Genomic DNA, 21774 nt, shown 5'->3' on the forward strand with positions numbered 1-21774 from the left:
CTTCGGCATAGTTATCCCTGTGCGCCCTCAGCCGTTTCCGCACCTTCATTGGCCACGGGCCCCGTGCGGCAAAAGCCCTTTCCGCACGTTCTGTCATTGCGCTGTTAAATGCCAGACTCCATGGATAACCAATCCTTGGCATTCTTGACGGCACTGGAGCGCGGGACGGTCATTAAACCGTTTGGAGCAATGAGAGTATGGGCGACGGGGTGGCCCATATCGGGCGCAGCACCTGCGTGGGTTTGAACAGCCATTCGTTGCCACACGCTCACATTCGGTCCCAATCGGTTGTCATGGTCCAGTTCCGAGGATAAACGCCTTTGCGGCGCCTTTTTGCTGACAGATAGACAGCGCGAAAGATCGCAGGTGCAGGGACCAGTCCGCGGGACGAATCCCGAACCCTTTATGTTGGCCTTGGCACGCGGTCCTCGATCTGAAATTAGTGAGAGTTGAAACATCATTATCATGAGTCAAAATCTATGACCGCAGAATCGAGCGTCCTGCAACAATCACTTGAAAGCGCAACAATCGGAGTCGTCGGGCTCGGGTATGTGGGGCTGCCCCTGGCAGTGGAATTTGCCAAGCGCGGAAAAGTCGTGGGATTCGATATCAGTGACGTGCGCATCGGTCAGCTTTCACAAGGACGCGATGTCACTCTCGAAGTAAGCGCGGACGAACTGGCAGCTGCAGAGAACTTAAGTTTCTCCAGCGCCTCTTCGGATATTGCCATGTGCACGGTGTTCGTGGTGACTGTTCCCACGCCCATCGACGCGCAAAAACGCCCCAACCTCACGCCACTCATAAAAGCCAGCGAGACAGTGGGGCAGGTGCTCAAGCGCGGCGATATCGTGATCTATGAATCCACAGTCTATCCGGGGGCGACCGAGGAAGATTGCGTGCCGATTCTCGAACGTGTCTCCGGACTTAAGTTCAACGTCGACTTTTTTGCCGGCTACAGTCCAGAGCGGATAAACCCGGGTGACAAAACTCACAGGCTGCCCGATATCAAGAAGGTCACTGCTGGCTCAACCCCTGAAGTGGCACGTCTCATAGACAACCTCTACGCGACGATTGTCACCGCTGGGACACATATGGCACCCACGATAAAGGTCGCTGAAGCCGCTAAGGTGATCGAAAACACCCAGCGTGACCTCAATATTGCACTGATCAACGAACTGGCGATAATCTTCAATCGCCTCGGTATCGATACCCAAGCTGTGCTGGAAGCTGCCGGCACCAAATGGAACTTTCTTCCCTTCCGGCCCGGTCTCGTGGGGGGGCACTGCATCGGCGTGGACCCTTACTATCTGACACAGAAAGCCCAATCGGTAGGCTATCATCCTGAAGTGATATTGGCCGGTCGCCGCCTAAACGATGGCATGGGAGCCTATGTGGTATCCCAACTGGTGAAGAAGATGCTGACTACACGAATCCATGTGGAGGGAGCAAAGATTCTTGTGATGGGCTTTGCATTCAAGGAGAACTGCCCGGATGTACGCAATACCCGCGTCATCGATATTGTCCGTGAGCTTGGCGACTATAACGCAGAGGTTGACGTCTATGACCCATGGATCGATACCACCGAAACCGAGAGAGAATATGGTATCGCGCCGATCACCGAGCCCAAACGAGGCTCTTATGACGCAATTATCGTTGCGGTGGGGCACCAGCAGTTCGTCCAGATGGGGGCGGCGGCCATAAGAGACTTGGGCAAGCCAGCCCACGTGTTATACGACATCAAACATATTCTGACACACGCCGAAAGCGATCTGCGCCTTTAGTGCTTACAAAACAAGGTCTGGGACTGCCCATTTCATGAAAATTCTCGTCACAGGTGCCGCCGGGTTTATCGGCTTCCATGTCGCAAAAAGACTGATCGCCCGCGGTGATCATGTAGTCGGCTTTGACGTAGTTAACGATTATTATGACCCCGCACTTAAGGAAAAGCGTCTTGCTATTCTTGAGGGTCTCGGGAGAGAACAGGGTGCCAGCTACGATTTTATCCGTGCTGATCTTGCTGACCCCAGCGCAGTCGACGCTGCCTTTAGTGCCCATAGGTTTGACCGTGTGATTCACCTCGCTGCCCAAGCAGGCGTGCGTTACTCAATTGAAAATCCCCACGCCTACGTGCAGTCCAACATCGTCGGTTTTACGAACGTTATTGAGGCCTGTCGCCACCATGCGGTCGCTCACCTTACCTACGCCTCGACATCGAGCGTGTACGGTGCCAACACCAAAATACCCTTTTCCGAGCGTCAGGGTGTGGATCACCCGCTGCAGTTCTACGCAGCGACCAAGCGGGCGAATGAGTTGATGGCCCATAGCTATTCGCACCTGTTCGCGCTGCCAACTACAGGTCTGCGGTTCTTTACAGTATACGGCCCTTGGGGTCGTCCGGATATGGCACTATTCAAGTTTACCAAAAATATATTGGCGGACGAACCTATCGACGTGTTTAATTACGGCAATCATACACGTGATTTTACCTATGTAGAGGATATTGCCGAAGGCGTGGTGCGGGCGTCCGATAATATCGCCCGGCCTAGTGCGGAATGGGATAGCGATAACCCCGATCCGGCAAGTTCATCCGCACCTTACCGCATCTTTAACATCGGCAATTCGAATCCGGTTAAGCTTTCGATATATATTGAAGCTCTCGAGTTCGCTCTCGGCAAAAAAGCAATCCAAAATCTGCTGCCGCTCCAGCCCGGTGATGTCCCCGATACATATTCCGATACTAGCCGTTTGCAGGAAGCCTTGGACTACAAGCCAGCAACTTCAGTTCGTGAAGGTGTCAAAGCGTTTGTCGACTGGTATCGAGTGTATTACGGCGGAACTGGACTCTCGGTGTCGTGAGATCGTTTGCCCTTCTTCTAAGCGATTTCCGCTCTGGTGCCGGTCTGAGGGGGCAGCTACTGCGTGGCGGAGCGTGGGGGGTGGGAATACGCCTGTTAAGCGCTCTTGTGGCGATGCTTCTTTCCGTTGTCCTCGCTCGAACACTGGGACCAGATGGATTAGGAATATATGCCTTTGCGTTTGCCCTAGTGACAATCTTGACGATTCCTGCCCACTTGGGCCTTCCAGATCTTGTTGTGCGAGAGACCGCTGCGGCCCAGAAGGCAGGCAATTGGGGGGTCATGGGCGGAATATGGTTCTGGTCGAGCGCCGCCTCCCTCGCCATGTCGATCGCAATTGTCGGTATAGGGGCGCTGCTTTTGTGGCTTTTCGCCGATCGGCTAGGTCCTCACTATGCAGAAACACTTTGGTGGGGACTGCCTTTAGTGCCATTACTGGCGTTCGGGCAATTACGCGGCGCAGCATTGCGCGGGTTGCGGAAAGTTCCGCATGGGCACTTTCCTGAATTAGTTTTACGGCCGTTGTTGTTGATCTTGGCGCTTACGGCTTTCTATTATTTTGGAATGCCCCTAAGTCCGAATAGTGCCATGATGCTTCATGTAGTAGCTGCGATTATAACTTTTGGTGTGGGGGGTGCAATACTGTTTCTGGTTCGACCGAGGGGCGTCTCGGAGGTGAACAGTCTGGTGTTCAAGCAAAGATACTGGCTAACAAGCGCGATTCCCTTGTTATTGGTGTCTGGACTGGACGTATTAAGTCAAAATATAGGTTTGGTCGTCTTAGGCATATTCGGGTCTATAGAATCGGTGGCTTTGTTCCGCGTGGCGATGCAAGTGTCGCTATTTGTCGGCCTAGGTCAGGCTATTACAAGATTGGTAATTGCGCCCTATTACACAATTTTGCACGCTGACAATAACCAAGATAAGCAGCAGCGATTAGTACTTTCCGTAGCCCAATTGACATTTACAACTACGTTATTCGCCTCTGTAGTGATCTGGGCATTCGGTCCACAATTAATAGCGATGGCATTCGGTGATAGTTTTTTGGGAGCCTATGTTCCACTGTGCATACTGCTATTAGGTCAGGTCGCACTTGGGTTTGGATCGCCGACGTCAGTACTTTTGACTATGACCGGCTATGAAAAAGAAACCGCTACGGCGGCCGGTATTGGGCTAGCCATCATAACAATTGGCACGCTGGCCCTCGTGCCTTTATACGGTGCTATTGGGGCAGCCGCGGCATGGACCGCTGGTGTGATTATTTGGCAGGCGTTCATGTGGCAAAAGGCCGCTTCGTTGATTGGAATCGAGTGTACTGCCTGGGGAAAAGTAGGTTTTTTACTTCACCGGATAAAATCGCACCGGAGGCTGTAATTTCAATAATATTAAACTGAACGCTATTATTTCTTTCGAGCGTAATGTTTATTGAGAGCATGAAGTATGACTGCAGAAATTGGAGAGCGAGGAGTTATAGATCGTCGATACGATGTAGCAATTTCAGTATTTTCCGCAATTTACGCTCTAATATTTGCAATTATTCCATCCCACGGTTTTCGTGACAGGGAAAATTATCTCAACTACGCGGAAAATGCTTCCGAAATCCTGCATACCTACATTTCCGCTGGATTGCTCAGGGCGCTGACCAATGAGCCCATCTGGTTAGCCATTAATACAGTTCTTGGCACAATATTTCCGGGCCCAGTTGTAGTCTCGATCATCGCGTTTTTCGCAGCTTTTGGGGTCGCCTTCTTTCTGCTGAGCCAAGTTAGGCGTCCAATTGATCTCGTAATCGTCACGATAATACTTCTGGCTCCTTCCGTATTTCGCACACACTTGATCCAACTTCGCCAAGGTTTGGCAATATCAGTTTTTCTTCTCGCGCTTATGGTTCGCATAAGGGGGGCAAGGTGGGGAATTTTGATGGCTGTGCCGCTTATTCACTCTTCGTTCTTCTTAGTTATACCATTGGTGGCGTTAAGAGAAATATCAATAAAATTGAGGTTTTCTGGATTTTTGACGTTGCTAATATTGCTGACAGTCATAGCAACATTTGTGTTTTCGATAGGTACGGTATCCAGTCTATTGAGGGCTAGGCAGGCCAGCATTTTAGAAACATACGGCTCGGATATATCGCCTTTTAGTTTGATGATGTGGACGGTATTATTCATATCAGCCCTATTTCAGGGTAAACGATTTATCCGTGAACATGTGCTTGAGATTTCCACTTTGACGTTCTTTTTTTGGGCTTTCTTCTATATGCCCCCGGTCGCTCGCGGATTTCAGGCGACACTAGTATTGTCGTTACTGGCAATTTCTAGAATGCGCAGAGACTGGCTTCTAGCCACCAGCTGTGTATTTTTTATCTACGTGCTTGCCCAATATTTAGTAAGAACTAGTCAGCCATGGTTCGGATACGCCGTGTAGATGCTGCTGAAAAGAATGCTGATTGGTTCTGGCGTAAGAACTCTAATTGCAGACCTTTGACGGCGGGTGAGGACTTCATTGATCTGTGTCCACAGCTCTGGTCGTGCAACTTGGTCGTGCTGTAGTGGGCATCGCGCGCCCATCGCCAGGCCGTTGACGACACTCTCGCGTTGGAGCGAAAGCCTCCGTGAGGACCGCGGCGCTGTCAGGGTCCGGCTGATTATTGCTCTTCGATGAGATTTCGGAGGCACTCGATCCCATCTTCAGTAAACGCGATCGTGCCGCCGTCATCGGCGAGACTATAGACCCGGATTATGCTGTCCTCGGTTTCCATTTCGATGGTGATTTCGAAGATGCGGTCGACCGTCTCGCCGAGCTCGGCAGCGACGCGGTCGATGGTTTTGACGGCATAAACCTTATTGCGCTGCACGATCAGGCGGCCTTGGTCATGGCCCGCGGGGCCCAATTCCAAGGAAGAAGTTCTCCCAGCTTGCTCTGCGGCATGTCGGCAATGCGGGCGAGCACGTCAGCGAGCCAGGCCTGGGGATCTATATCGTTGAGCTTGGCCGAGACAATGAGGGTGTACATGAACGCGGCCCTGCGAGCACCGCGGTCCGAACCGGCGAAGAGCCACGCTTTTCTGCCAAGGGCAATTCCGCGCAGCGCCCGTTCTGCCGCATTGTTCGAGAGGCAGATGTGACCATCCTCGAGGAATGCGGTAAAGCCGGCCCAGCGCGCGAGCATGTAGTTCATGGCCTTGGCCACCGGAGCATGACGCGAGAGCTTTTCGCGCTCGGTCGTCATATAGGCATGCAGCTCATCGACGAGTGGCGCACACAGCCGCTGCCGCTCGGCAAGGCGCTGATCATGCGGCAGACCATAGAGCCCAACCCGAAAAGAGTTGAGCAGTTTCAGCAGGTTGTGATTCAGTTCGGTTGCGAGACTGAACGGAGAACACAATGGCCTGGACCGAAACTGCCCGACACGAGTATGCGCGACGTGGGCGTCGTTATTCAAGCGATCTGACCGACCAGGAATGGGCGATCATCGCGCCCCTCATGCCGCCTGCGCGATCTATCGGTCGACCGAGGACCACGAATTTGCGGTCCGTGATGGATGCTGTGCTCTACATGGCCTCGAGCGGTTGCCAATGGAGCCTGCTGCCAGGAGAGTTTCCGCCACCATCGACGGTGCAGCGCTATTTCTATGACTGGCGTGACAGCGGTTTGCTCGCCATCATCAACCATCACCTGGTGATGATAGCCCGCGAGTGCGAAGGGCGTGAGGCTTCACCCTCGGCGGGCGTGATCGACAGCCAAAGTGTCAAGACCACCGAAAGCGGCGGGGTCCGGGGCTATGATGCAGGAAAGAAGATCAAGGGTCGCAAGCGCCATATCGTCACCGACACGCTGGGCTTAATGGTAGGGCTGGTCGTCCACAGTGCCGATGTCCAGGATCGGGACGGTGCTGCCACCGTGCTCCAATCGATCCGTTCGAGCTTTCCCTGGCTGCGTCATGTCTTCGCCGATGGTGGCTATGCTGGCCCCAAATTACGCGGTTCATTGGCCAAGATAGGCCGCTGGGATCTGCAAATCGTCAAACGCTCCGACACTGCCAAGGGGTTCGAGCTCTTACCGCGCCGCTGGGTCGTCGAGCGCACCTTTGCCTGGTTGGGACGCTGTCGGCGCTTGGCCAAAGACTGGGAAAGATCGGTCGCCAGCGCCCAGGCGTGGATCTTCATCGCACACATCCGAATCCTAACACGGCGGATCGCAAGGCACTGCAATTGCTCATAGAGTTTCGAGTCGGGCACATAGAGGTCGCGTTCGATGGCAAAGATCTCGTCGATCCTGCGCACCGCCTCGAGCGCGACCGGGGAGATGGCGCCGCCCTTGCCTTTCTTTTTTCGGACCCTTTCGATATCGGCGAGCTCGAACAAGGGGCGTCGTCCGTGAGCCCAGCAAAAGGCGGGGCGAATGGGCTCACTGCGACGCTCGGGGTCGAACAGGCCGTTGTAACCGGCAAAGGCGTTCGTCGGGCAAACAGTCCACCGGACTGTTTGCTGACCCTCCTCACCCTGCAGGATGCCGGAATAGTCGACAAGATGAGACCTTGGATGCTCACCCCTGCGATCAGGTGAGGCGTAGAACAGAGCTGCAGGACCATCGGTGCCACCGAAGGGACGGTCATCGCGCACATATGTCCACACCCGGCCCGTTCTGGTCTGTCCCTTGGCCAGGATCGGCACGGTGGTGTCGTCCCCGTGCAGGCGGTCGGCGGCCATCACGTGATGGGCGATCAGATCATGGAGCGGCTTGAGCGCCACGGTTGCGGCGCCAACCTGGTCGGCCAGCGTCGAAAGGCTGACCGGCACGCCTTCACGGGCGAAGCGCTCGGACTGACGGTTGAGCGGCTGATGCTGACCGAACTTTTCGAACAGGATCGTCGCCAGAAGATTGGGCCCGGCAAAGCCGCGCGGCGTGGGATGGAACGGCGCGGGTGGTTGACTGATTTTCTCACAATCCCGGCAGCTGAACTTCTCCCGCACCGTCTGGACCACCTTCCACTGACGCGGGATCACCTCGAGTGTTTCGGTCACGTCCTCGCCCAGCTTGACCAAGTGATCGGACCCGCAGCATTCACAGGCTTGCGGCGCTTGCACGACGACGCGCTCGCGCGGCAGGTGGTCGGGAAAGGCGCGCCGTTGTGCCCGCTTGCGGGTAAAGGCCTTGACCGGCGTGGTCCTGGCTGCGGCCATCTCGGCGGCAAGCTCGTCTTCGGTGGCCATGGCCTCGAGATCCTCGAGTTCGAACTCGAGCTGGTCGAGCAGCTTGGCCTTTCTCTCAGAGCGCTGTCCATAAAGACTGCGCTTGAGCTTTTCGATCTCGAGCTTGAGGCGGGCGATCTCGGCCTCGCTATCGGTCTTTTCCGCGCGAACCTGGGCGGACTCAGCCCGAGCCTGCGCCGCATTCAGTTCAGCCAGATCGGCGCGCTGTTCGGCTGCGGCAAGTGCAGCGCGAAGGGCAGCAATCTCGGCGTTTCCGGCAGGTTCGACCATGCCGTGACCCTACCAGAATCTGGTCCTCGCCACGAGCCGGTTGGCCCCGTTTTGCACCAGATGAGTCACCGTGTCGCGGTGCAATATGGTCATCCCGCCGAGAGTGGCCGCCAGGTCTTTTGCGGCATCCGCCAGTCGATCCCCTCAAGCAGATATCCGAGCTGGGCGGACGAGATCGTCACAACACCATCGGCCGGTGAGGGCCAGAGGAAACGCCCGCGCTCGAGCCGCTTTGTAAAAACACATGCTCCCTGGCCATCATGCCAGATGATGCGAACCAGATTGCCCTTGCGACCCCGGAACACGAACAGATGTCCGCAGTGGGGATCGCGCTTGAGCACCTCCTGGACCACCAGGGCCAAAGAGTTGAACCCCTTTCGCATCTATGGACGCCTCCCGGATTGCAAGGCATTTCTGAACGAACCGCTGGCAGGGCTTGCAGCCATCTATCCGGCCTCTGACTATGCAGCACCGGCAGGGCTGCGGGCCATTATGAGATCCGTTGAACCTGTTGTCCCATCATGTCGTCGAGCTCAAATTCACTCGATGCGAAAACCGGGCTTTTCAGGTTCTGGTCTCGCCAGTCATGTCATCTCAGATCCTGTCCTCGCAATGGTGTCCTACTTCAGGGCCAAGTTCACGTTGCTTTGAAAGTCGTCCCTTTGGTGATCATGGCCCACATGATCCGCGCCATTTTGTTCGCCACAGCCACGGTCACGACATTGAAGTGCCGTCGGTCAAGAAGCGTGTTGATCCAGTCCCAGATTCCGCCTTGTCGGCGCCGTGCGGTGCGGACAACGGCTCGAGCTCCATTGATCAGCTGGCGTCGAAGATAGGTGTTGCCCTGTTTCGTGATGCCGAAGGTGCGCTCCTTTCCGCCACTTGAGTGTTGCCTGGGCGTGATCCCCAACCACGCGGCAAAAGCGCTACCGCTCTCGAACAAGCCGTTGGCCGTCAGAAACGCCGGCATCGCGGTCGCTATCACCGGTCCCACACCAGGCATTTCCTTCAATCGCCGGGACACATTCTCGGTCTTGCACAGCTGCTTGAGCTTCTTATCCAGTTCGGCGATGGCTTTGTCGTAACCACGGATTTCTGCCGTGATCATCCCAAGAAGTTCGAGAACTTCATTGGGCATGATGTGTTCCGCCTCTTCAACCGACTGAAGCAGCCGGTTCAAACCCGCGCGCTGGCTCGCCGAAACGAGGCCGAACTCTGCCAAGTGCCCTCGCAATGCATTGATTGCTCCGGTTCGGCGCCGGATAAAATGGTCGCGAACTCGGTGTATCATCAGCGTCGCCTGTTGGGCCTCGCTCTTGATCGGAATGAACCGCATATGCGGCCGTTGCACCGCCTCACAGCAGGCCGCAGCATCGGTCGCGTCGCGTTTGTTGCCCTTGAGGTAGGGCCGCACATACTGTGGGGGCATCAAGCGCACTTCATGTCCCCGCTCCCGAAGGCAACGCGCCCAATGGTGGGCCCCCGACCCTGCCTCCATTCCAACCAGGCAGGGCGGCACTCGCGACATCTCTGCCAGGAAGTCAATCCGCCTCAATTGCTTTGAAAGCACCACTTCGCCTGCCTCATCAACGCCGTGCAGTTGGAATACGTTCTTGGCTATATCAACGCCAATGACCATGATCGTCATCGTTCTTCTCCCTTCTTATGGCGGCGATATTCTGCCGCTGAGTGGAGGGAGGCGTCCATCCCATCATGTCAGTGTGGCCCGCCGCCAGCCATACACGGGTCCCGCTTGGAACCGGGATCATCGGTCCACCACATCGAGCAGGCGTCCCAGCGCAATCGGGGCGATATCGGAGCGTACGATTATGCGGCGACCATTGCGCAGCACGATCTCGACAGGACTGGCTGATCCATCCGTGGGCGGCTCTGGTAGAAGGCTGCCATCGCTTGCATGACCCCCAATCCCATCCAAGTGCACCGGATAAAACGAAGCCGCCTCGTGGCCCAGCTGGCCGTTGCGATACGCCTTGCGCCAGGCAAAAAGCAATGGCACCGCAATTCCATGCCGTCGTGCGGTCGCCGAACCCATTCGCGGGGCCGACAAGCTTTCTTCAACGATCCGGATCTTCTCCGCATCACTGAACCGCCGGCGCCGGCCTGTGTCCACAATCTCGAGCCGCTCCACACGACTTTTGTCAGTAAGGATATCCATACTGACAGTTTGCTACCAGATCGGCCGCTCAGGCCAAGGCGGCCCTCAACGGAGGCTTACCCTGGAGATAGAAGTTTCCACCTTATCGAGGCGGTGCCCGATCGGATGGAGGGCGCTCCTGTGGCGCGCCGTGGCGCTCAAGCCGCTCCATGATCTGATCGCCCATCACGTGATGGCCGCCGACCGCCTGCACGGGGACGACACCACCGTGCCGATCCTGGCCAAGGGACAGACCAGAACGGGCCGGGTGTGGACATATGTGCGCGATGACCGTCCCTTCGGTGGCACCGATGGTCCTGCAGCTCTGTTCTACGCCTCACCTGATCGCAGGGGTGAGCATCCAAGGTCTCATCTTGTCGACTATTCCGGCATCCTGCAGGGTGAGGAGGGTCAGCAAACAGTCCGGTGGACCGTTTGCCCGACGAACGCCTTTGCCGGTTACAACGGCCTGTTCGACCCCGAGCGTCGCAGTGAGCCCATTCGCCCCGCCTTTTGCTGGGCTCACGGACGACGCCCCTTGTTCGAGCTCGCCGATATCGAAAGGGTCCGAAAAAAGAAAGGCAAGGGCGGCGCCATCTCCCCGGTTGCGCTCGAGGCGGTGCGCAGGATCGACGAGATCTTTGCCATCGAACGCGACCTCTATGGTCTGCCGCATGATCAGCGCCTTGCCGAGCGGCAGCGGCTATGCGCGCCACTCGTCGATGAGTTGCATGCCTATATGATGACCGAGCGCGAAAAGCTCTCGCGTCACGCTCCGGTGGCCAAGGCCATGAACTATATGCTCGCGCGCTGGGTTGGCTTTGCCGCATTCCTTGAGGATGGCCGCATCTGCCTCTCGAACAACGCAGCCGAGCGTGCGCTGCGCGGAATTGCCCTTGGCAGAAAAGCGTGGCTCTTCGCCGGTTCGGACCGCGGTGCTCGCAGGGCCGCGTTCATGTACACCCTCATTGTCTCGGCCAAGCTCAACGATATAGATCCCCAGGCCTGGCTCGCTGACGTGCTCGCCCGCATTGCCGACATGCCGCAGAGCAAGCTGGGAGAACTTCTTCCTTGGAATTGGGCCCCGCGGGCCATGACCAAGGCCGCCTAACCTAGCCTTAGCGACGAGCAATAGCCGCCGTGGTCCTCACCGAAGGCTTACTCTCCAGGCATAGTCGCAGACATAGAACATGACACCCATCACCAACACTGGGATGTCGATACAGCCCTCCAGCGGCCGTCACCAGACGGGGTGGGCTTCCCGCTTACCGCCAGCCCAATCGTTGCTGCGGCCTAAACCGGCCGATTACGGTCGAGCCAGCGAACAGCTAAGCTTTTCTGCCAAGGGCCATCGCCCGTTCATTCTGCCCATGTCGGGGAAGAGCGGCAAATTCACTATCGCTGGCATCCCTATTTCGGACAGAAGGTAACCGTTCGGCAGGTTCAGCAGCGGGCCACGGGACAGTTTCTGAGAGTTGACGGTCCCTCTGGCACCATCATCTCGATTCCTGGCTGGATGGTGGACCCCCTGATCTGTGCCGAGATGAGAATTGGCGGGCCGCAGGTTGATCTTGCGGCACTGTCAGATCTCAAGAGACTGGTCACGCCGACTTCTGTTCCCACACACTCCCTGGGCGAAAATGGAATCGCAAGGGAGGAAGTCGATGAAACAGCACGACGCGCCTGTGCCGACCTCGGGCAGGCAGATGAGCCTAGTGTTCGAACCCCGCAAGGTGGACGCGATGAAGGAGGTGGAGCAAGCGGAGGCCACGAGGGCACTCGCCCACCTTCTGATGCAGGCCGCCGGTCTGATCGTCGAGGAGCTCGGCGATGAACGGAATTGATCTGATCCCCACCCAACTCCTGAAGCGCAAGGCAGTTGTCTATGTGCGTCAATCATCGCAGTCCCAGGTCATGACCAATCTGGAGAGCCAGCGGCGGCAGTACGACCTCGTCGACATTGCCCGCGAGCACGGGTTCATGGATGTGGAGGTGATCGACGACGATCTCGGGCGATCCGCGAGCGGAACAGTGGCGCGCCCCGGCTTTGATCGGCTGGTCGCATGGCTGTGTGCGGGCAATGTGGGCGCTGTTTTGTGTCAGGATGCATCACGGCTCGCGCGAAATGGCCGTGACTGGCACCATCTTCTGGAGCTCTGCGGCCTCGTCGAGGCCCGTGTCATCGATCACGACGGCGTTTATAATCCTTGCCAACCCAATGATCGCCTGCTCCTGGGCATGAAAGGCAGCATCAGCGAATTCGAGCTCGGCGTGCTCAGAACGCGAATGCACGATGCTGTCAGGTCGAAGGCGCGCCGTGGCGAACTGCGCTTGTCAGTCCCGTTCGGCTACATCTGGCACCGTGAAGCGGGTCTCGGGCTCGACCCTGATCTGCGCTTGCAGGAGGTGATCCGGCTCATCTTTACCCGCTTCGGCGAACTTGGCAGCGCGCGCCAAGTGTTGTTATCGATGACGGCCGATCAAATCCACTTTCCTCGACCTTCGGATGAAGGGCGCATGACCAGCTTCACCTGGCTGCCGATCCGCTATCGCAACGTGATCTCCGTGCTCAAAAACCCGTTTTACGCTGGAGTTTATGTTTACGGGAAAAGCGAGAAACGAACCTCCATCGTCGATGGGCGCGCGCGGCGGAGCTATGGCCACAGCAAACCGGTCGGGACGTGGGAGGTATTCATCAAAGACCACCACGAAGGCTATATCAGCTGGGACGAGTACGAGCGAAACCAGCAGCAATTGGCCCTCAACAACTACGGTCGCGCCGGTGGTGTGAAATCGGGCCGAGGCGGCCGGGCGTTACTTTCGGGCATGATGACGTGTGCCCGGTGCGGGCGGCGACTGTCGGTCACCTATACCGGCAATCCGCAGAGCCGACCCGTCTATCGCTGCGACAAGCCGAACCTGATGATGGGCTTGCCCCGATGCATGACCTTTGGAGGCCCTCGGGTGGACGCGGCTGTTGCGCGTGAGCTGCTGCGCGCGGTAGAACCCTTGGCGATCGAGGCCGCGTTCGAGGCTGAGCGGATGCACCGGGAACGACAAGATAATCAGCGCCAGATCCGCGATCTGGAACTTCAGCAGGCCCGTTACGAGGCCAATCTCGCCGAGCGCCGCTATGCCGCCTGTGATCCAGACAATCGACTGATTGCCGCCCAGCTGGAGAAAAACTGGGAAGTAGCGCTACGCCGGGTGCGGGATCTGGAAGTACGCCAACCGCCCGGAAGCCCATCAACCATCGAGGTTGATCCAAGCGCTTTTGCCAACTTGGCCGAAAACCTCTCCGCGGCATGGGATGCGCCTGATGTGACGATGCGTGCCCGTCAGCAGTTGCTCCGGACCTTGATCGCCGACATCATCGTCGATGTTGACGATGCGGTGCGGGACGTCGTCCTCACGATCCACTGGCGGGGCGGCCAACACTCAGAACTGCGTGTTCACAAACCCCAAGCGGGGGAACACGGTTGCGCGACAGCTGAAGATGCGTTGGCAGTAATGAGAAGCATGGCAGGTCGTTGGTCTGACGAGCATATCGCCGCGTCGCTCAATCGGATGGGTTTGCCCACCGGCCACGGAAAAACTTGGACGGCGCACCGCGTCTCGTCGGTTCGGCGGGTTCGCGGCATCCATGCCTACCGTTCGGCTGAGAAAAATGGCGAATGGCTCACCATGACCGAGGCAGCCAAGGCTTTAGGCGTTACACGCCACGCGATCAGGCGCCTTATCAAGACCGGCACCCTCCCAGCTGTTCAGGTAGTGCGCGGTGCGCCGTACCAAATCCGTGCCGAAGACCTGGCGTCGGAGACGATCAAAACCGCGATAGCCCGGAAAGGTCGCCCGTGTCGCACCGTCGACGCGAACACGCTTCCAATGTTTACAGACACTTAGCAATGGAGTGCATAATGAAACACGCTTCGCCGTTCCGCGCAGAGCCCGTTCCGCTGAGTTGTTCGAGAGGAATATGCGGTCATCCTCAAGGAATTCGGCAAAGCCGGCCCAGCGCGCGAGCATATAGGTCATGGCCTTGGCCACCGGAGCGCCGCCGCGTCCCTCACAACGTTACCTCACCAATATGACAAGATCTCAACAACCTGCCAGCCCCCTTTGGTAATCGCTCGGCAGTCGCCTAACTGAAATGAAGAATTCTCCACCACAAATCGACGGAGAGAATAATTACGTTATAATTCTGCAATTATATTTGCAACACGCGGACCATATACATCGATTGAGTAATGAGCCTCAACACGCCGGCGTCCAGCGTCGCCCATACGCTTACGAAGGTTATGATCTGACAATAGTGCGTTAATGGAATCGCGCCATTCGCGTTCGGTTGAGGCCAGAAATCCGTTCTCGTTTTTGATAACAATACGGCTATTTACACCGACTGGCGAAGCAACTACCGGCAAACCGCATGCCATATACTGGATCAGTTTATAGCCACATTTTCCGCGAGCAAAAGGAGTGTCTTCGAGCGGCATGATACCTATGTCGATGCCCTGTATGAGTTGGATCTCGCGAGCCTCAGACCATTCCAGAAATTCAAAGTTTGCGAGCGGTACTTCTGGTTGAGCAGCGCCTATTGCTCGGAAGACTGAATGGCTTTGCGACATCACATCCTGTAGAAGAGGAACTAGTGGTTCGCCATATTTAGCCCAAGTCACAGGGGTGCCGACCCACCCTATCCGCGTTCTGCCGTCTGACGATGTAGCAGGTTGGCATCGATAGACGTCGGTGTTGACTACTGTCGGCACAATTTCTACGCGCTTCGCTCCTGCGGCGCGCGCGCGACTCGCCAAGTACTCGTTACCAGCGAGTACGACGGCAGACCGGTTCATGACATTATCTATTTTGTCTCCCAGAAGGTCGCGAACTGCCGGATTTCTGTGGCTATCATAGTAGTGAAATACTGCGTCATCGTAGTCAGTGACGACCGGAACATCCCGCGGCCATAGTAAGCTCTCAATTGCCCACGGGATCCAGGGCAAAGCCTCTTTTTCGATCCAGAGTACATCGGCCTTTGAGGCGGATATTAACTGAGAAATGCGCCCTAAGAAATACTTCGCGCTACCAGCCCAACTTCGTCGACCCGAATAGAGTGCTTTGAGATATGCATCATCGAAAAAACTTGCAACATCCACCTGAAGGCCTGCTGCTTGAAGATAGGGAATATATTGCAGCGTGCGCAGACGACTTGAAGCTCCCAGACGGCTGTAGCGCGATAGAATGAGGAGGCGTTTAGCGGCCATTGTTGTTTTTTCCTTCAGCAGGACGTATGAAAGCCAGCCGAAAGTGTTTAGCGGCTTTGCGCAAGGATGATTGCGTGCGACGGCATAGAGGAACAGCGAGGGAGCGGACTGGTTGTCGGAGTACTAGAATCACTAACTGTGCGGTCGGGGTGGTCGACTACACGCGTCGGAAACATCTATTGTGACGCACATGAGATGCAAACTTAGTGTTGAACTCTGTTCGCGACCCCAAGCAAATACTGTCCATACTCATTTTTCTCCATCAACCGGCCACGCTCGGTGAGTTCCTCGGCGCTTAACCAACCATTGTAAAAGCCGATTTCTTCTAGACAGGCGATCTTGTAATTTTGGCGCGTCTCGATAGTCTGGACAAATTGGCCGGCCTCGAGCATACTTTCATGCGTGCCGCTATCTAGCCACGCAAAGCCACGGCCGAGTAGTTCGACCCGCAGAGTTCCGCTCTGAAGGTAGGCATCAATAATGCTGGTAATTTCTAACTCGCCCCGCTCGGAAGGCCTGACTCCACGAGCTATATTTACAACTGCTTCATCGAAGAAATATAGCCCCGTAACAGCGTAGCGGCTCTTGGGCGCCTGCGGCTTTTCCTCTACCGAAAGCACGTGGCCGTGAGCATCAAATTCCACTACACCGAATCGGTGGGGATCTTTCACCTGATAGCCAAAAATGGTTGCGCCTTGTTGGTGAAGCGAGGCCGCGCGCAGTTTCTGCGTCAGACCATGGCCATAGAATACGTTGTCGCCCAGAACTAGGCACGCCGGTGCGCCATCCAAGAAATCGGCGCCAATGGTAAAAGCCTGAGCCAGCCCCTTGGGTTGGGCCTGCACGGCATAGTATATTTTGATGCCGAACTGCGAACCATCTCCGAGCAATCGCATGAACGCGGAGCGATCCTCAGGCGTGGTGATGACAAGTATATCTCTGATTCCGGCTAACATTAGAACTGAAATAGGATAATAGATCAGCGGCTTGTCGTAAATAGGCAGAAGCTGCTTGGAGACACCCATGGTGAGCGGCCACAACCGGGAGCCGGTGCCCCCAGCCAGAACGATTCCTTTGAAATTCATGCGCTGGCCTCGAGTTCTTGCAAAACCATAGCAAGCCCGGTGCGCCAGTCGGGGCGCTCTATGCCGAATTTCGAAGCTAGAGAATGGCAGTCCAGCCGGGAATTGGCCGGCCGGCGGGCCGGTGTCGGATACTCGGTCGTCGAAATTTCCCGCACGGTGCAAGAAATACGAGCTTGGCTGAAAATCTCACGGGCGAAATTGGCCCAGGATACTTCGGGAGCGCCGCTAAAATGGAAGACGCCGCCGTGTTCCGATTCTGCAGTCAAGCAATCGGCCATACGCACAAGCGCCGATGCGATGTCCGCTGCTGGTGTCGGCCCGCCGATTTGGTCAGACACGATGCTTAGCACATCGTGCTCGCGCCCAAGTCGTAGCATCGTTTTTACGAAATTCGTGCCATGTGAGGAGAACACCCAAGAGGTGCGCAAGATCGCATACTTTCCACCGGCAGCGCGAACTGCTTCCTCGCCCGCAAGCTTGGTGCGACCGTAAGCATTTACGGGCGAAGTTGGACAGTCGGGGCGCTGCGGAATTGAGCTAGCCCCGTCGAATACATAGTCGGACGAAATATGCAGGAATGGTATGCATATGGATGCCGCCGCCTGCGCCATCGCCGCAGGAGAGTATGCATTGATACGGCGGGCCAAGTCTTCCTGAGTTTCCGCGCGGTCAACCGCGGTGTAAGCTGCCGCGTTGATGACGGCATCGGGGCGACGAATATTGATAGCTTCAGCGCAACTTTCCGGATCACAGAGATCGGCATCCTCCCTGCCGAGAGTTGTCATCTCCCAGCCCTCCGGTGATCGACGAGATAACTCTCGTGCCACCTGTCCGGTTTTGCCAAATACAAGCACCTTCACGTTTGCAGCCCCAGTCGTGCGCCGACGCCCCTCCGGTCCTGTAGTGCCCGCCACCAAATCTCGTTGTCGAGATACCAGTCGACGGTCCGGGCGAGTCCTTGCTCTAACGTAACAGAAGGTCGCCATCCGAGTTCACTGCCAATGCGCTCACAATCGATTGCGTATCGAGCGTCATGGCCTGGTCTATCCGCGACGAATGCGATTTGACTAGAATAAGAAGTTGCCTTTGGGCGACGCTCATCAAGTAAAGCGCAGATGCTATGAACTATATCGATGTTGCGAACTTCATTGTTGCCACCGATGTTGTAGGTGCGCCCTGTCTCGCCTTTTCGCAGTACAGTAAGGAGCGCATCAGCATGATCCTCAACGAAAAGCCAGTCACGCACGTTCTGGCCTGTTCCGTAGACTGGGATTGGCTCGCCCGCAAGCGCTTTAATTATTGCGACTGGTATCAGCTTTTCAGGGAAATGATAGGGACCATAGTTGTTAGAGCAGTTCGTGATAAGCACAGGAAGGTCATAAGTTGCCCCCCAAGCGCGAACAAGATGATCGCTCGCAGCTTTTGTAGCAGAGTAGGGGGAATTAGGCGAGTAGGGAGTGTTCTCAGTGAATTTCCCCTCCATCTCAAGGCTACCATAGACCTCGTCGGTGGAGACATGATGAAATCGAAAATCCTCCGGACGGCTGCGATCTTGCCAATAGTGGCGCGCAGCTTCGAGAAGGTTGAAAGTTCCGTTGACGTTGGTCTCGATGAAATTGCTGGGATTATCGATAGAGCGGTCCACATGGCTTTCTGCAGCAAGGTGCATAACTGCGTCAGGTCTGTGAATTGCGAATATTCTATTGAGGGCTTCGCGGTCTCGGATGTCGGCGTTCTCGAAGTGGTATAGAGGGTTGTCAGCTACGCTCGAAACATTATCGAGACACGCTGCATATGTGAGAGCATCCAAATTCACAACTTCGTATCCGCGTTTCACGGCAAGTCGTGCAACCGCGGAGCCAATGAAGCCCGCGCCGCCTGTCACTAAGAGCTTCATCCGGCACTACCTACTTCGAACGGACTTTCGAACATCGACAGCGGCCCCGCTAACGCATCCTTTTGCGACAGGACAGGGGGCGAATTTAAGCCCCAGTCTATCCCGGCGCTATCCCAATGCACGACACCCTCGCATTCTGGGACAAAATGGTCGGTACATTTGTATATGATTTCGGTGTCGTTCTCCCGAGTGACGAAACCGTGGAGAAAGCCAGCCGGAATCCACAATTGGCGAGCATTCTCGAAGCTCAGGTCCGTTCCAAACCACTTGCCATAGGTTGCGCTTCCTTTCCTCACGTCAACCGCCACGTCAAACAGGCTACCGCGGCCGCAACGTACCAACTTACCTTGAGCATGCGGCGGAGACTGGAAGTGTAACCCGCGCAATGTATTTGAAACCAAGGAGAACGAATGATTGTCTTGGACAAATTCAGGTAAATCAACGCCTGCGTCATATAGTGCACGGCGGTTCCAACTCTCACTGAAGAAGCCTCGTTCATCAGAGAATCGGCGCGGTAGAAGTATCAATAGTCCTTCAATCGGTGTTCGCTCGACTCTCAAATTCACCCCTCAGTAGGACACTACAATTGTGGCCACCATCACGCATTCGAGGACGGTAGGCAACCCACTTGTAAGCGAAGTCTCCCAATTTCGACAACCAGATAATCATCGTCTAATCGGGAAGCAAGTGTCAGTGGCGTTGCCCCCATTTTTTATCCAACGTGATGCAGACTCCGCGGGTTGTTGTTCTGATCCTGTTGGGCCCGGTGGAAGACGGGAGCTGGCGTGGAGTTGCCATGGAACGCAGCGCCAGGTCCCGTCGTGGGGTGCAGATGGTTGCGTATTCGGTTGGGTGAGCCAACCCAGCCGCGAATGTGGGCGATTTCCATTGTAGTCGGCCCGCCATTGTGAAGCGCAGTGCAGGCGTAGGAGAGGCTCGGGAACAGGGGCTCGTTGAGCATCTCGTCCCTGGGCCTGCAATTGAACGATTCAATGAATGCGTTCTGCAGCGATATAGTGCCAGTCGATCTTGTGCCGATCGGCGAAGCCAAGGATGGCATTGGAGGTGAATTCGGTGCCGTTATCGCTGATGATCATCTTCGGTTTGCGACGTGCCGCCATGATCGTTTCGAGCTCTCGGGCAATCCGCAGACCTGAGAGGGATGTATCAGCGACGAGCGCCAGGCACTCCGCGCGTGAAGTCATCCACGACGGCCAGGACCCTGACCGGCGCCCGTTGGTGAGTTGGTCGGAGACAAAGCCCAGCGACCAGCGCTCGTTGGGTGCTATTGGGATGGCCATCGGCGCTCGCGTTCCCAAGGCCCATTTCCGGCACCCCCTGCGCCGAACCGAGAGTTCTCCTCCCGATACATCCGGAACAGACGCTTGTGGTTGACCACATAGCCTTCCCGGCGCAACAGTACATGTAGCCGCCGATATCCAAAGCGCCGGCGCTCATGGGCAATCGCCTTCATGCGATCTCCGAGTTTGACATCATCGACGCGGCTGCCCTGACGCAGCGTGGCTATGCGGTAGCAGAGCAGCACTGTGCACGCCCACCGCTGACTCACTTGAAGGTCGTCCTAGACCTCGCCGCCGCATCTGTCGGAGGATATAGCGCGTGACTGATCGAACACGCCATGGGTAAGGGGGACGCGTTCGTGTCTGACAAAATGTCTAGAGTTAGCGTATCAAGTGCAGCAAGAGTGGGATGTTCACACCTGTCGAGCTAGAATCGCGGTGGTATGAGGATCCCCACATACCTCGGGGCTAATTATTTCCCATCCGATCGCCGCTTGGGTTAAGCGTCAATGCCTCCTAATTAACTAGACATTGGATCCACACCGCGTGACAAGGTGGGTTCCAATATTGTCGCAAAATAACTTCTTCGGCCCAACGTGACGAAATCATTCCTACTGATTGGCAACGCCGCCGCCCCTATCGTCAATTTCCGCGCACCACTTATCCGTGCAATAGTTGAGAAGGGATATCGGGTTTCTGCATTAGCTCCAGATTATGATGATCAAAGGAGAGTGGAGGTGCGCGCGCTAGGAGCCACTCCGGTAGATTACCGTTTGTCCCGAACAGGCCTGAATCCGCTTACCGATATCAAAGCGCTTGTGTCGCTGTACAGTGAGTTGCGTGCGATCAGACCGAATGCTGTGCTGGCCTTCGGGATCAAGCCTGCAATTTATGGTCCAGTCGCAGCGCGGCTTTCAGGCATCCCCGCGCGTTTTGCGTTGATCACCGGGTTGGGCTACGCGTTCACTGACAGTGGCCAGAAGGGACTTAAGCGCCAGCTGATCGGTTCGGCCGCGCGGATCCTATACAAAATCGGATTGCAGTCAGCAGATCGCGTCTTCATGCAGAATCCTGATGATGCCGACGATTTTGTTTGCCTCGGAATTGTGCCTCGCAATAAGGTTTTGACTGTCAACGGTACTGGCGTGGAGCTTGATACGTGGCCCGCCATGCCGCCTGTCATGGAATCGATAACCTTCCTGCTTGCCGCGCGCATGTTGCGTGACAAGGGCATTTTCGAGTTCGTCGAAGCGGCGAGAAAGGTGCGCAGCCGTCGGCCCGATGCAAGGTTTGTCCTCGTGGGTGATGTGGATAAAAACCCTGAAAGCATTGGTAAGGCGCAGCTTGACGCTTGGGTGCAAAGTGGGATCGTGGAGTGGCCCGGCCATGTCGATATGCGGTTATGGCTCACGCAGACCAGCGTCTTTGTTCTGCCGTCCTATCGCGAGGGGGTGCCGCGCAGCACGCAGGAAGCCATGGCCATGGCGCGCCCCGTCATCACCACCGATGCCCCCGGCTGCCGTGAAACCGTGGTCGATGGCGTCAACGGCTTCCTTGTGCCCGTGCGCGATGCCGAGGCGCTGGCTGCGGCCATGCTCAAATTTATCGATCAACCAGAATCTATTGCTTTGATGGGCGCAGAAAGCCGAAAATTGGCAGAGCAGCGTTTTGACACGCACAAAATTAACGCGGTTCTGATCGAGGCGATGGGGTTATGAGTTTACCAGACTCTTTGCGG

At 56.2% G+C, this 21774-nt stretch carries 18 protein-coding genes and 5 pseudogenes; 10 read left to right on the plus strand and 13 right to left on the minus strand.

Annotation, left to right across the window (positions count from 1 at the left end):
• Window positions 1-479: 479 nt before the first annotated feature.
• The 4 genes from tviB to OF122_RS02005 all read left to right on the plus strand — a co-directional run bounded on the left by tviB (window position 480) and on the right by OF122_RS02005 (window position 5279).
• Window positions 480-1781, plus strand: coding sequence for a Vi polysaccharide biosynthesis UDP-N-acetylglucosamine C-6 dehydrogenase TviB (gene tviB, locus OF122_RS01990; RefSeq protein WP_264226210.1), 1302 nt, complete (start codon window positions 480-482; stop codon window positions 1779-1781).
• Window positions 1782-1815: 34 nt separating this feature from the next.
• Window positions 1816-2856, plus strand: a complete 1041-nt coding sequence (locus OF122_RS01995) for an NAD-dependent epimerase (RefSeq protein ID WP_264226211.1) — start codon at window positions 1816-1818, stop codon at window positions 2854-2856.
• Window positions 2853-4229, plus strand: coding sequence for a lipopolysaccharide biosynthesis protein (locus OF122_RS02000; protein ID WP_264226212.1), 1377 nt, complete (start codon window positions 2853-2855; stop codon window positions 4227-4229). Before OF122_RS01995 ends, OF122_RS02000 begins: the two co-directional genes overlap by 4 nt.
• A gap of 66 nt (window positions 4230-4295) precedes the next feature.
• Complete coding sequence (locus OF122_RS02005; protein WP_264226213.1) at window positions 4296-5279, plus strand: EpsG family protein; 984 nt, start codon at window positions 4296-4298, stop codon at window positions 5277-5279.
• Window positions 5280-5499: 220 nt separating this feature from the next.
• Here the strand turns inward: OF122_RS02005 and OF122_RS02010 are convergent, their stop codons facing one another.
• Together OF122_RS02010 and OF122_RS02015 are read right to left on the minus strand one after the other, a co-directional pair.
• Window positions 5500-5709 carry a hypothetical protein gene (locus OF122_RS02010; protein ID WP_264226214.1) on the minus strand — a complete coding sequence of 70 codons (210 nt, stop codon included), beginning with the start codon at window positions 5707-5709 and terminating at the stop codon, window positions 5500-5502.
• A 2-nt stretch (window positions 5710-5711) separates the two neighbouring features.
• Window positions 5712-6158: pseudogene (locus OF122_RS02015) on the minus strand (IS66 family transposase); the annotation flags it as partial.
• Between OF122_RS02015 and OF122_RS02020 the strand changes: the two are divergent.
• Together OF122_RS02020 and OF122_RS02025 are read left to right on the plus strand one after the other, a co-directional pair.
• A complete protein-coding gene (locus OF122_RS02020) occupies window positions 6090-6305 on the plus strand; it encodes a hypothetical protein (RefSeq protein ID WP_264227747.1) in 216 nt (71 codons plus the stop codon). The pseudogene OF122_RS02015 and the gene OF122_RS02020 sit on opposite strands and share 69 nt — an antisense overlap.
• Complete coding sequence (locus OF122_RS02025) at window positions 6239-7075, plus strand: IS5 family transposase (RefSeq protein WP_264224526.1); 837 nt, start codon at window positions 6239-6241, stop codon at window positions 7073-7075. Before OF122_RS02020 ends, OF122_RS02025 begins: the two co-directional genes overlap by 67 nt.
• On the opposite strand, the pseudogene tnpC (OF122_RS02030) reads toward OF122_RS02025, so the two are convergent.
• From tnpC (OF122_RS02030) to tnpA, 4 genes and pseudogenes are all read right to left on the minus strand, one after another.
• Window positions 7003-8337: pseudogene (tnpC, locus tag OF122_RS02030) on the minus strand (IS66 family transposase); the annotation flags it as partial. The gene OF122_RS02025 and the pseudogene tnpC (OF122_RS02030) overlap by 73 nt on opposite strands.
• An 89-nt stretch (window positions 8338-8426) precedes the next feature.
• A complete protein-coding gene (tnpB, locus tag OF122_RS02035) occupies window positions 8427-8720 on the minus strand; it encodes an IS66 family insertion sequence element accessory protein TnpB (protein WP_264226215.1) in 294 nt (97 codons plus the stop codon).
• Window positions 8721-8974: 254 nt separating this feature from the next.
• Window positions 8975-9985: an IS110 family RNA-guided transposase gene (locus OF122_RS02040; protein WP_264226216.1), complete on the minus strand. Its 1011-nt coding sequence runs from the start codon at window positions 9983-9985 to the stop codon at window positions 8975-8977.
• Between the two features lie 117 nt (window positions 9986-10102).
• On the minus strand, window positions 10103-10486 hold the full coding sequence (gene tnpA / locus OF122_RS02045; RefSeq protein WP_264226217.1) for an IS66-like element accessory protein TnpA: 384 nt from the start codon (window positions 10484-10486) through the stop codon (window positions 10103-10105).
• A 160-nt stretch (window positions 10487-10646) separates the two neighbouring features.
• Between tnpA and tnpC (OF122_RS02050) the strand changes: the two are divergent.
• From tnpC (OF122_RS02050) to OF122_RS02060, 3 genes and pseudogenes are all read left to right on the plus strand, one after another.
• A pseudogene (tnpC, locus tag OF122_RS02050) lies at window positions 10647-11603 on the plus strand (IS66 family transposase); the annotation flags it as partial.
• Window positions 11604-12156: 553 nt separating this feature from the next.
• Window positions 12157-12336, plus strand: a complete 180-nt coding sequence (locus OF122_RS02055; protein WP_264224807.1) for a hypothetical protein — start codon at window positions 12157-12159, stop codon at window positions 12334-12336.
• Window positions 12323-14395: a recombinase family protein gene (locus tag OF122_RS02060; RefSeq protein WP_264224806.1), complete on the plus strand. Its 2073-nt coding sequence runs from the start codon at window positions 12323-12325 to the stop codon at window positions 14393-14395. Before OF122_RS02055 ends, OF122_RS02060 begins: the two co-directional genes overlap by 14 nt.
• 27 nt (window positions 14396-14422) lie before the next feature.
• Here the strand turns inward: OF122_RS02060 and OF122_RS02065 are convergent.
• The 7 genes and pseudogenes from OF122_RS02065 to OF122_RS02095 all read right to left on the minus strand — a co-directional run.
• Window positions 14423-14545, minus strand: a pseudogene (locus OF122_RS02065) (IS66 family transposase); the annotation flags it as partial.
• A 140-nt stretch (window positions 14546-14685) separates the two neighbouring features.
• Window positions 14686-15753 carry a glycosyltransferase family 4 protein gene (locus tag OF122_RS02070; RefSeq protein ID WP_264226218.1) on the minus strand — a complete coding sequence of 356 codons (1068 nt, stop codon included), beginning with the start codon at window positions 15751-15753 and terminating at the stop codon, window positions 14686-14688.
• 203 nt (window positions 15754-15956) lie between these two features.
• Window positions 15957-16838 carry a glucose-1-phosphate thymidylyltransferase RfbA gene (gene rfbA, locus OF122_RS02075; RefSeq protein WP_264226219.1) on the minus strand — a complete coding sequence of 294 codons (882 nt, stop codon included), beginning with the start codon at window positions 16836-16838 and terminating at the stop codon, window positions 15957-15959.
• Window positions 16835-17752: a dTDP-4-dehydrorhamnose reductase gene (gene rfbD, locus OF122_RS02080; protein ID WP_319019384.1), complete on the minus strand. Its 918-nt coding sequence runs from the start codon at window positions 17750-17752 to the stop codon at window positions 16835-16837. The genes rfbA and rfbD overlap by 4 nt, the downstream gene beginning before the upstream one ends.
• The gene (gene rfbB, locus OF122_RS02085) at window positions 17695-18735 is read right to left on the minus strand and encodes a dTDP-glucose 4,6-dehydratase (protein WP_264226221.1); all 1041 of its coding nucleotides are present in this window, start codon (window positions 18733-18735) and stop codon (window positions 17695-17697) included. The genes rfbD and rfbB overlap by 58 nt, the downstream gene beginning before the upstream one ends.
• Complete coding sequence (gene rfbC, locus OF122_RS02090) at window positions 18732-19301, minus strand: dTDP-4-dehydrorhamnose 3,5-epimerase (RefSeq protein WP_264226222.1); 570 nt, start codon at window positions 19299-19301, stop codon at window positions 18732-18734. The genes rfbB and rfbC overlap by 4 nt, the downstream gene beginning before the upstream one ends.
• 124 nt (window positions 19302-19425) lie before the next feature.
• Window positions 19426-20308: pseudogene (locus OF122_RS02095) on the minus strand (IS3 family transposase); the annotation flags it as partial.
• 324 nt (window positions 20309-20632) lie between these two features.
• Between OF122_RS02095 and OF122_RS02100 the strand changes: the two are divergent.
• On the plus strand, window positions 20633-21754 hold the full coding sequence (locus OF122_RS02100) for a glycosyltransferase family 4 protein (protein WP_264226223.1): 1122 nt from the start codon (window positions 20633-20635) through the stop codon (window positions 21752-21754).
• Window positions 21755-21774: the final 20 nt, after the last annotated feature.

The organism is Pelagibacterium flavum, from assembly GCF_025854335.1.
In the GTDB taxonomy this organism is placed as follows: domain Bacteria; phylum Pseudomonadota; class Alphaproteobacteria; order Rhizobiales; family Devosiaceae; genus Pelagibacterium; species Pelagibacterium flavum.

Coding starts and splice junctions, on each gene's coding strand:
- tviB (WP_264226210.1), top strand. CDS start 480: ATGACCGCAGAATCGAGCGTCCTGCAACAATCACTTGAAAGCGCAACA.
- OF122_RS01995 (WP_264226211.1), top strand. CDS start 1,816: ATGAAAATTCTCGTCACAGGTGCCGCCGGGTTTATCGGCTTCCATGTC.
- OF122_RS02005 (WP_264226213.1), top strand. CDS start 4,296: ATGACTGCAGAAATTGGAGAGCGAGGAGTTATAGATCGTCGATACGAT.
- OF122_RS02020 (WP_264227747.1), top strand. CDS start 6,090: ATGCAGCTCATCGACGAGTGGCGCACACAGCCGCTGCCGCTCGGCAAG.
- OF122_RS02025 (WP_264224526.1), top strand. CDS start 6,239: ATGGCCTGGACCGAAACTGCCCGACACGAGTATGCGCGACGTGGGCGT.
- tnpB (WP_264226215.1), bottom strand. CDS start 8,720: ATGCGAAAGGGGTTCAACTCTTTGGCCCTGGTGGTCCAGGAGGTGCTC.
- OF122_RS02040 (WP_264226216.1), bottom strand. CDS start 9,985: ATGACGATCATGGTCATTGGCGTTGATATAGCCAAGAACGTATTCCAA.
- OF122_RS02055 (WP_264224807.1), top strand. CDS start 12,157: ATGAAACAGCACGACGCGCCTGTGCCGACCTCGGGCAGGCAGATGAGC.
- OF122_RS02060 (WP_264224806.1), top strand. CDS start 12,323: ATGAACGGAATTGATCTGATCCCCACCCAACTCCTGAAGCGCAAGGCA.
- OF122_RS02070 (WP_264226218.1), bottom strand. CDS start 15,753: ATGGCCGCTAAACGCCTCCTCATTCTATCGCGCTACAGCCGTCTGGGA.
- rfbA (WP_264226219.1), bottom strand. CDS start 16,838: ATGAATTTCAAAGGAATCGTTCTGGCTGGGGGCACCGGCTCCCGGTTG.
- rfbB (WP_264226221.1), bottom strand. CDS start 18,735: ATGAAGCTCTTAGTGACAGGCGGCGCGGGCTTCATTGGCTCCGCGGTT.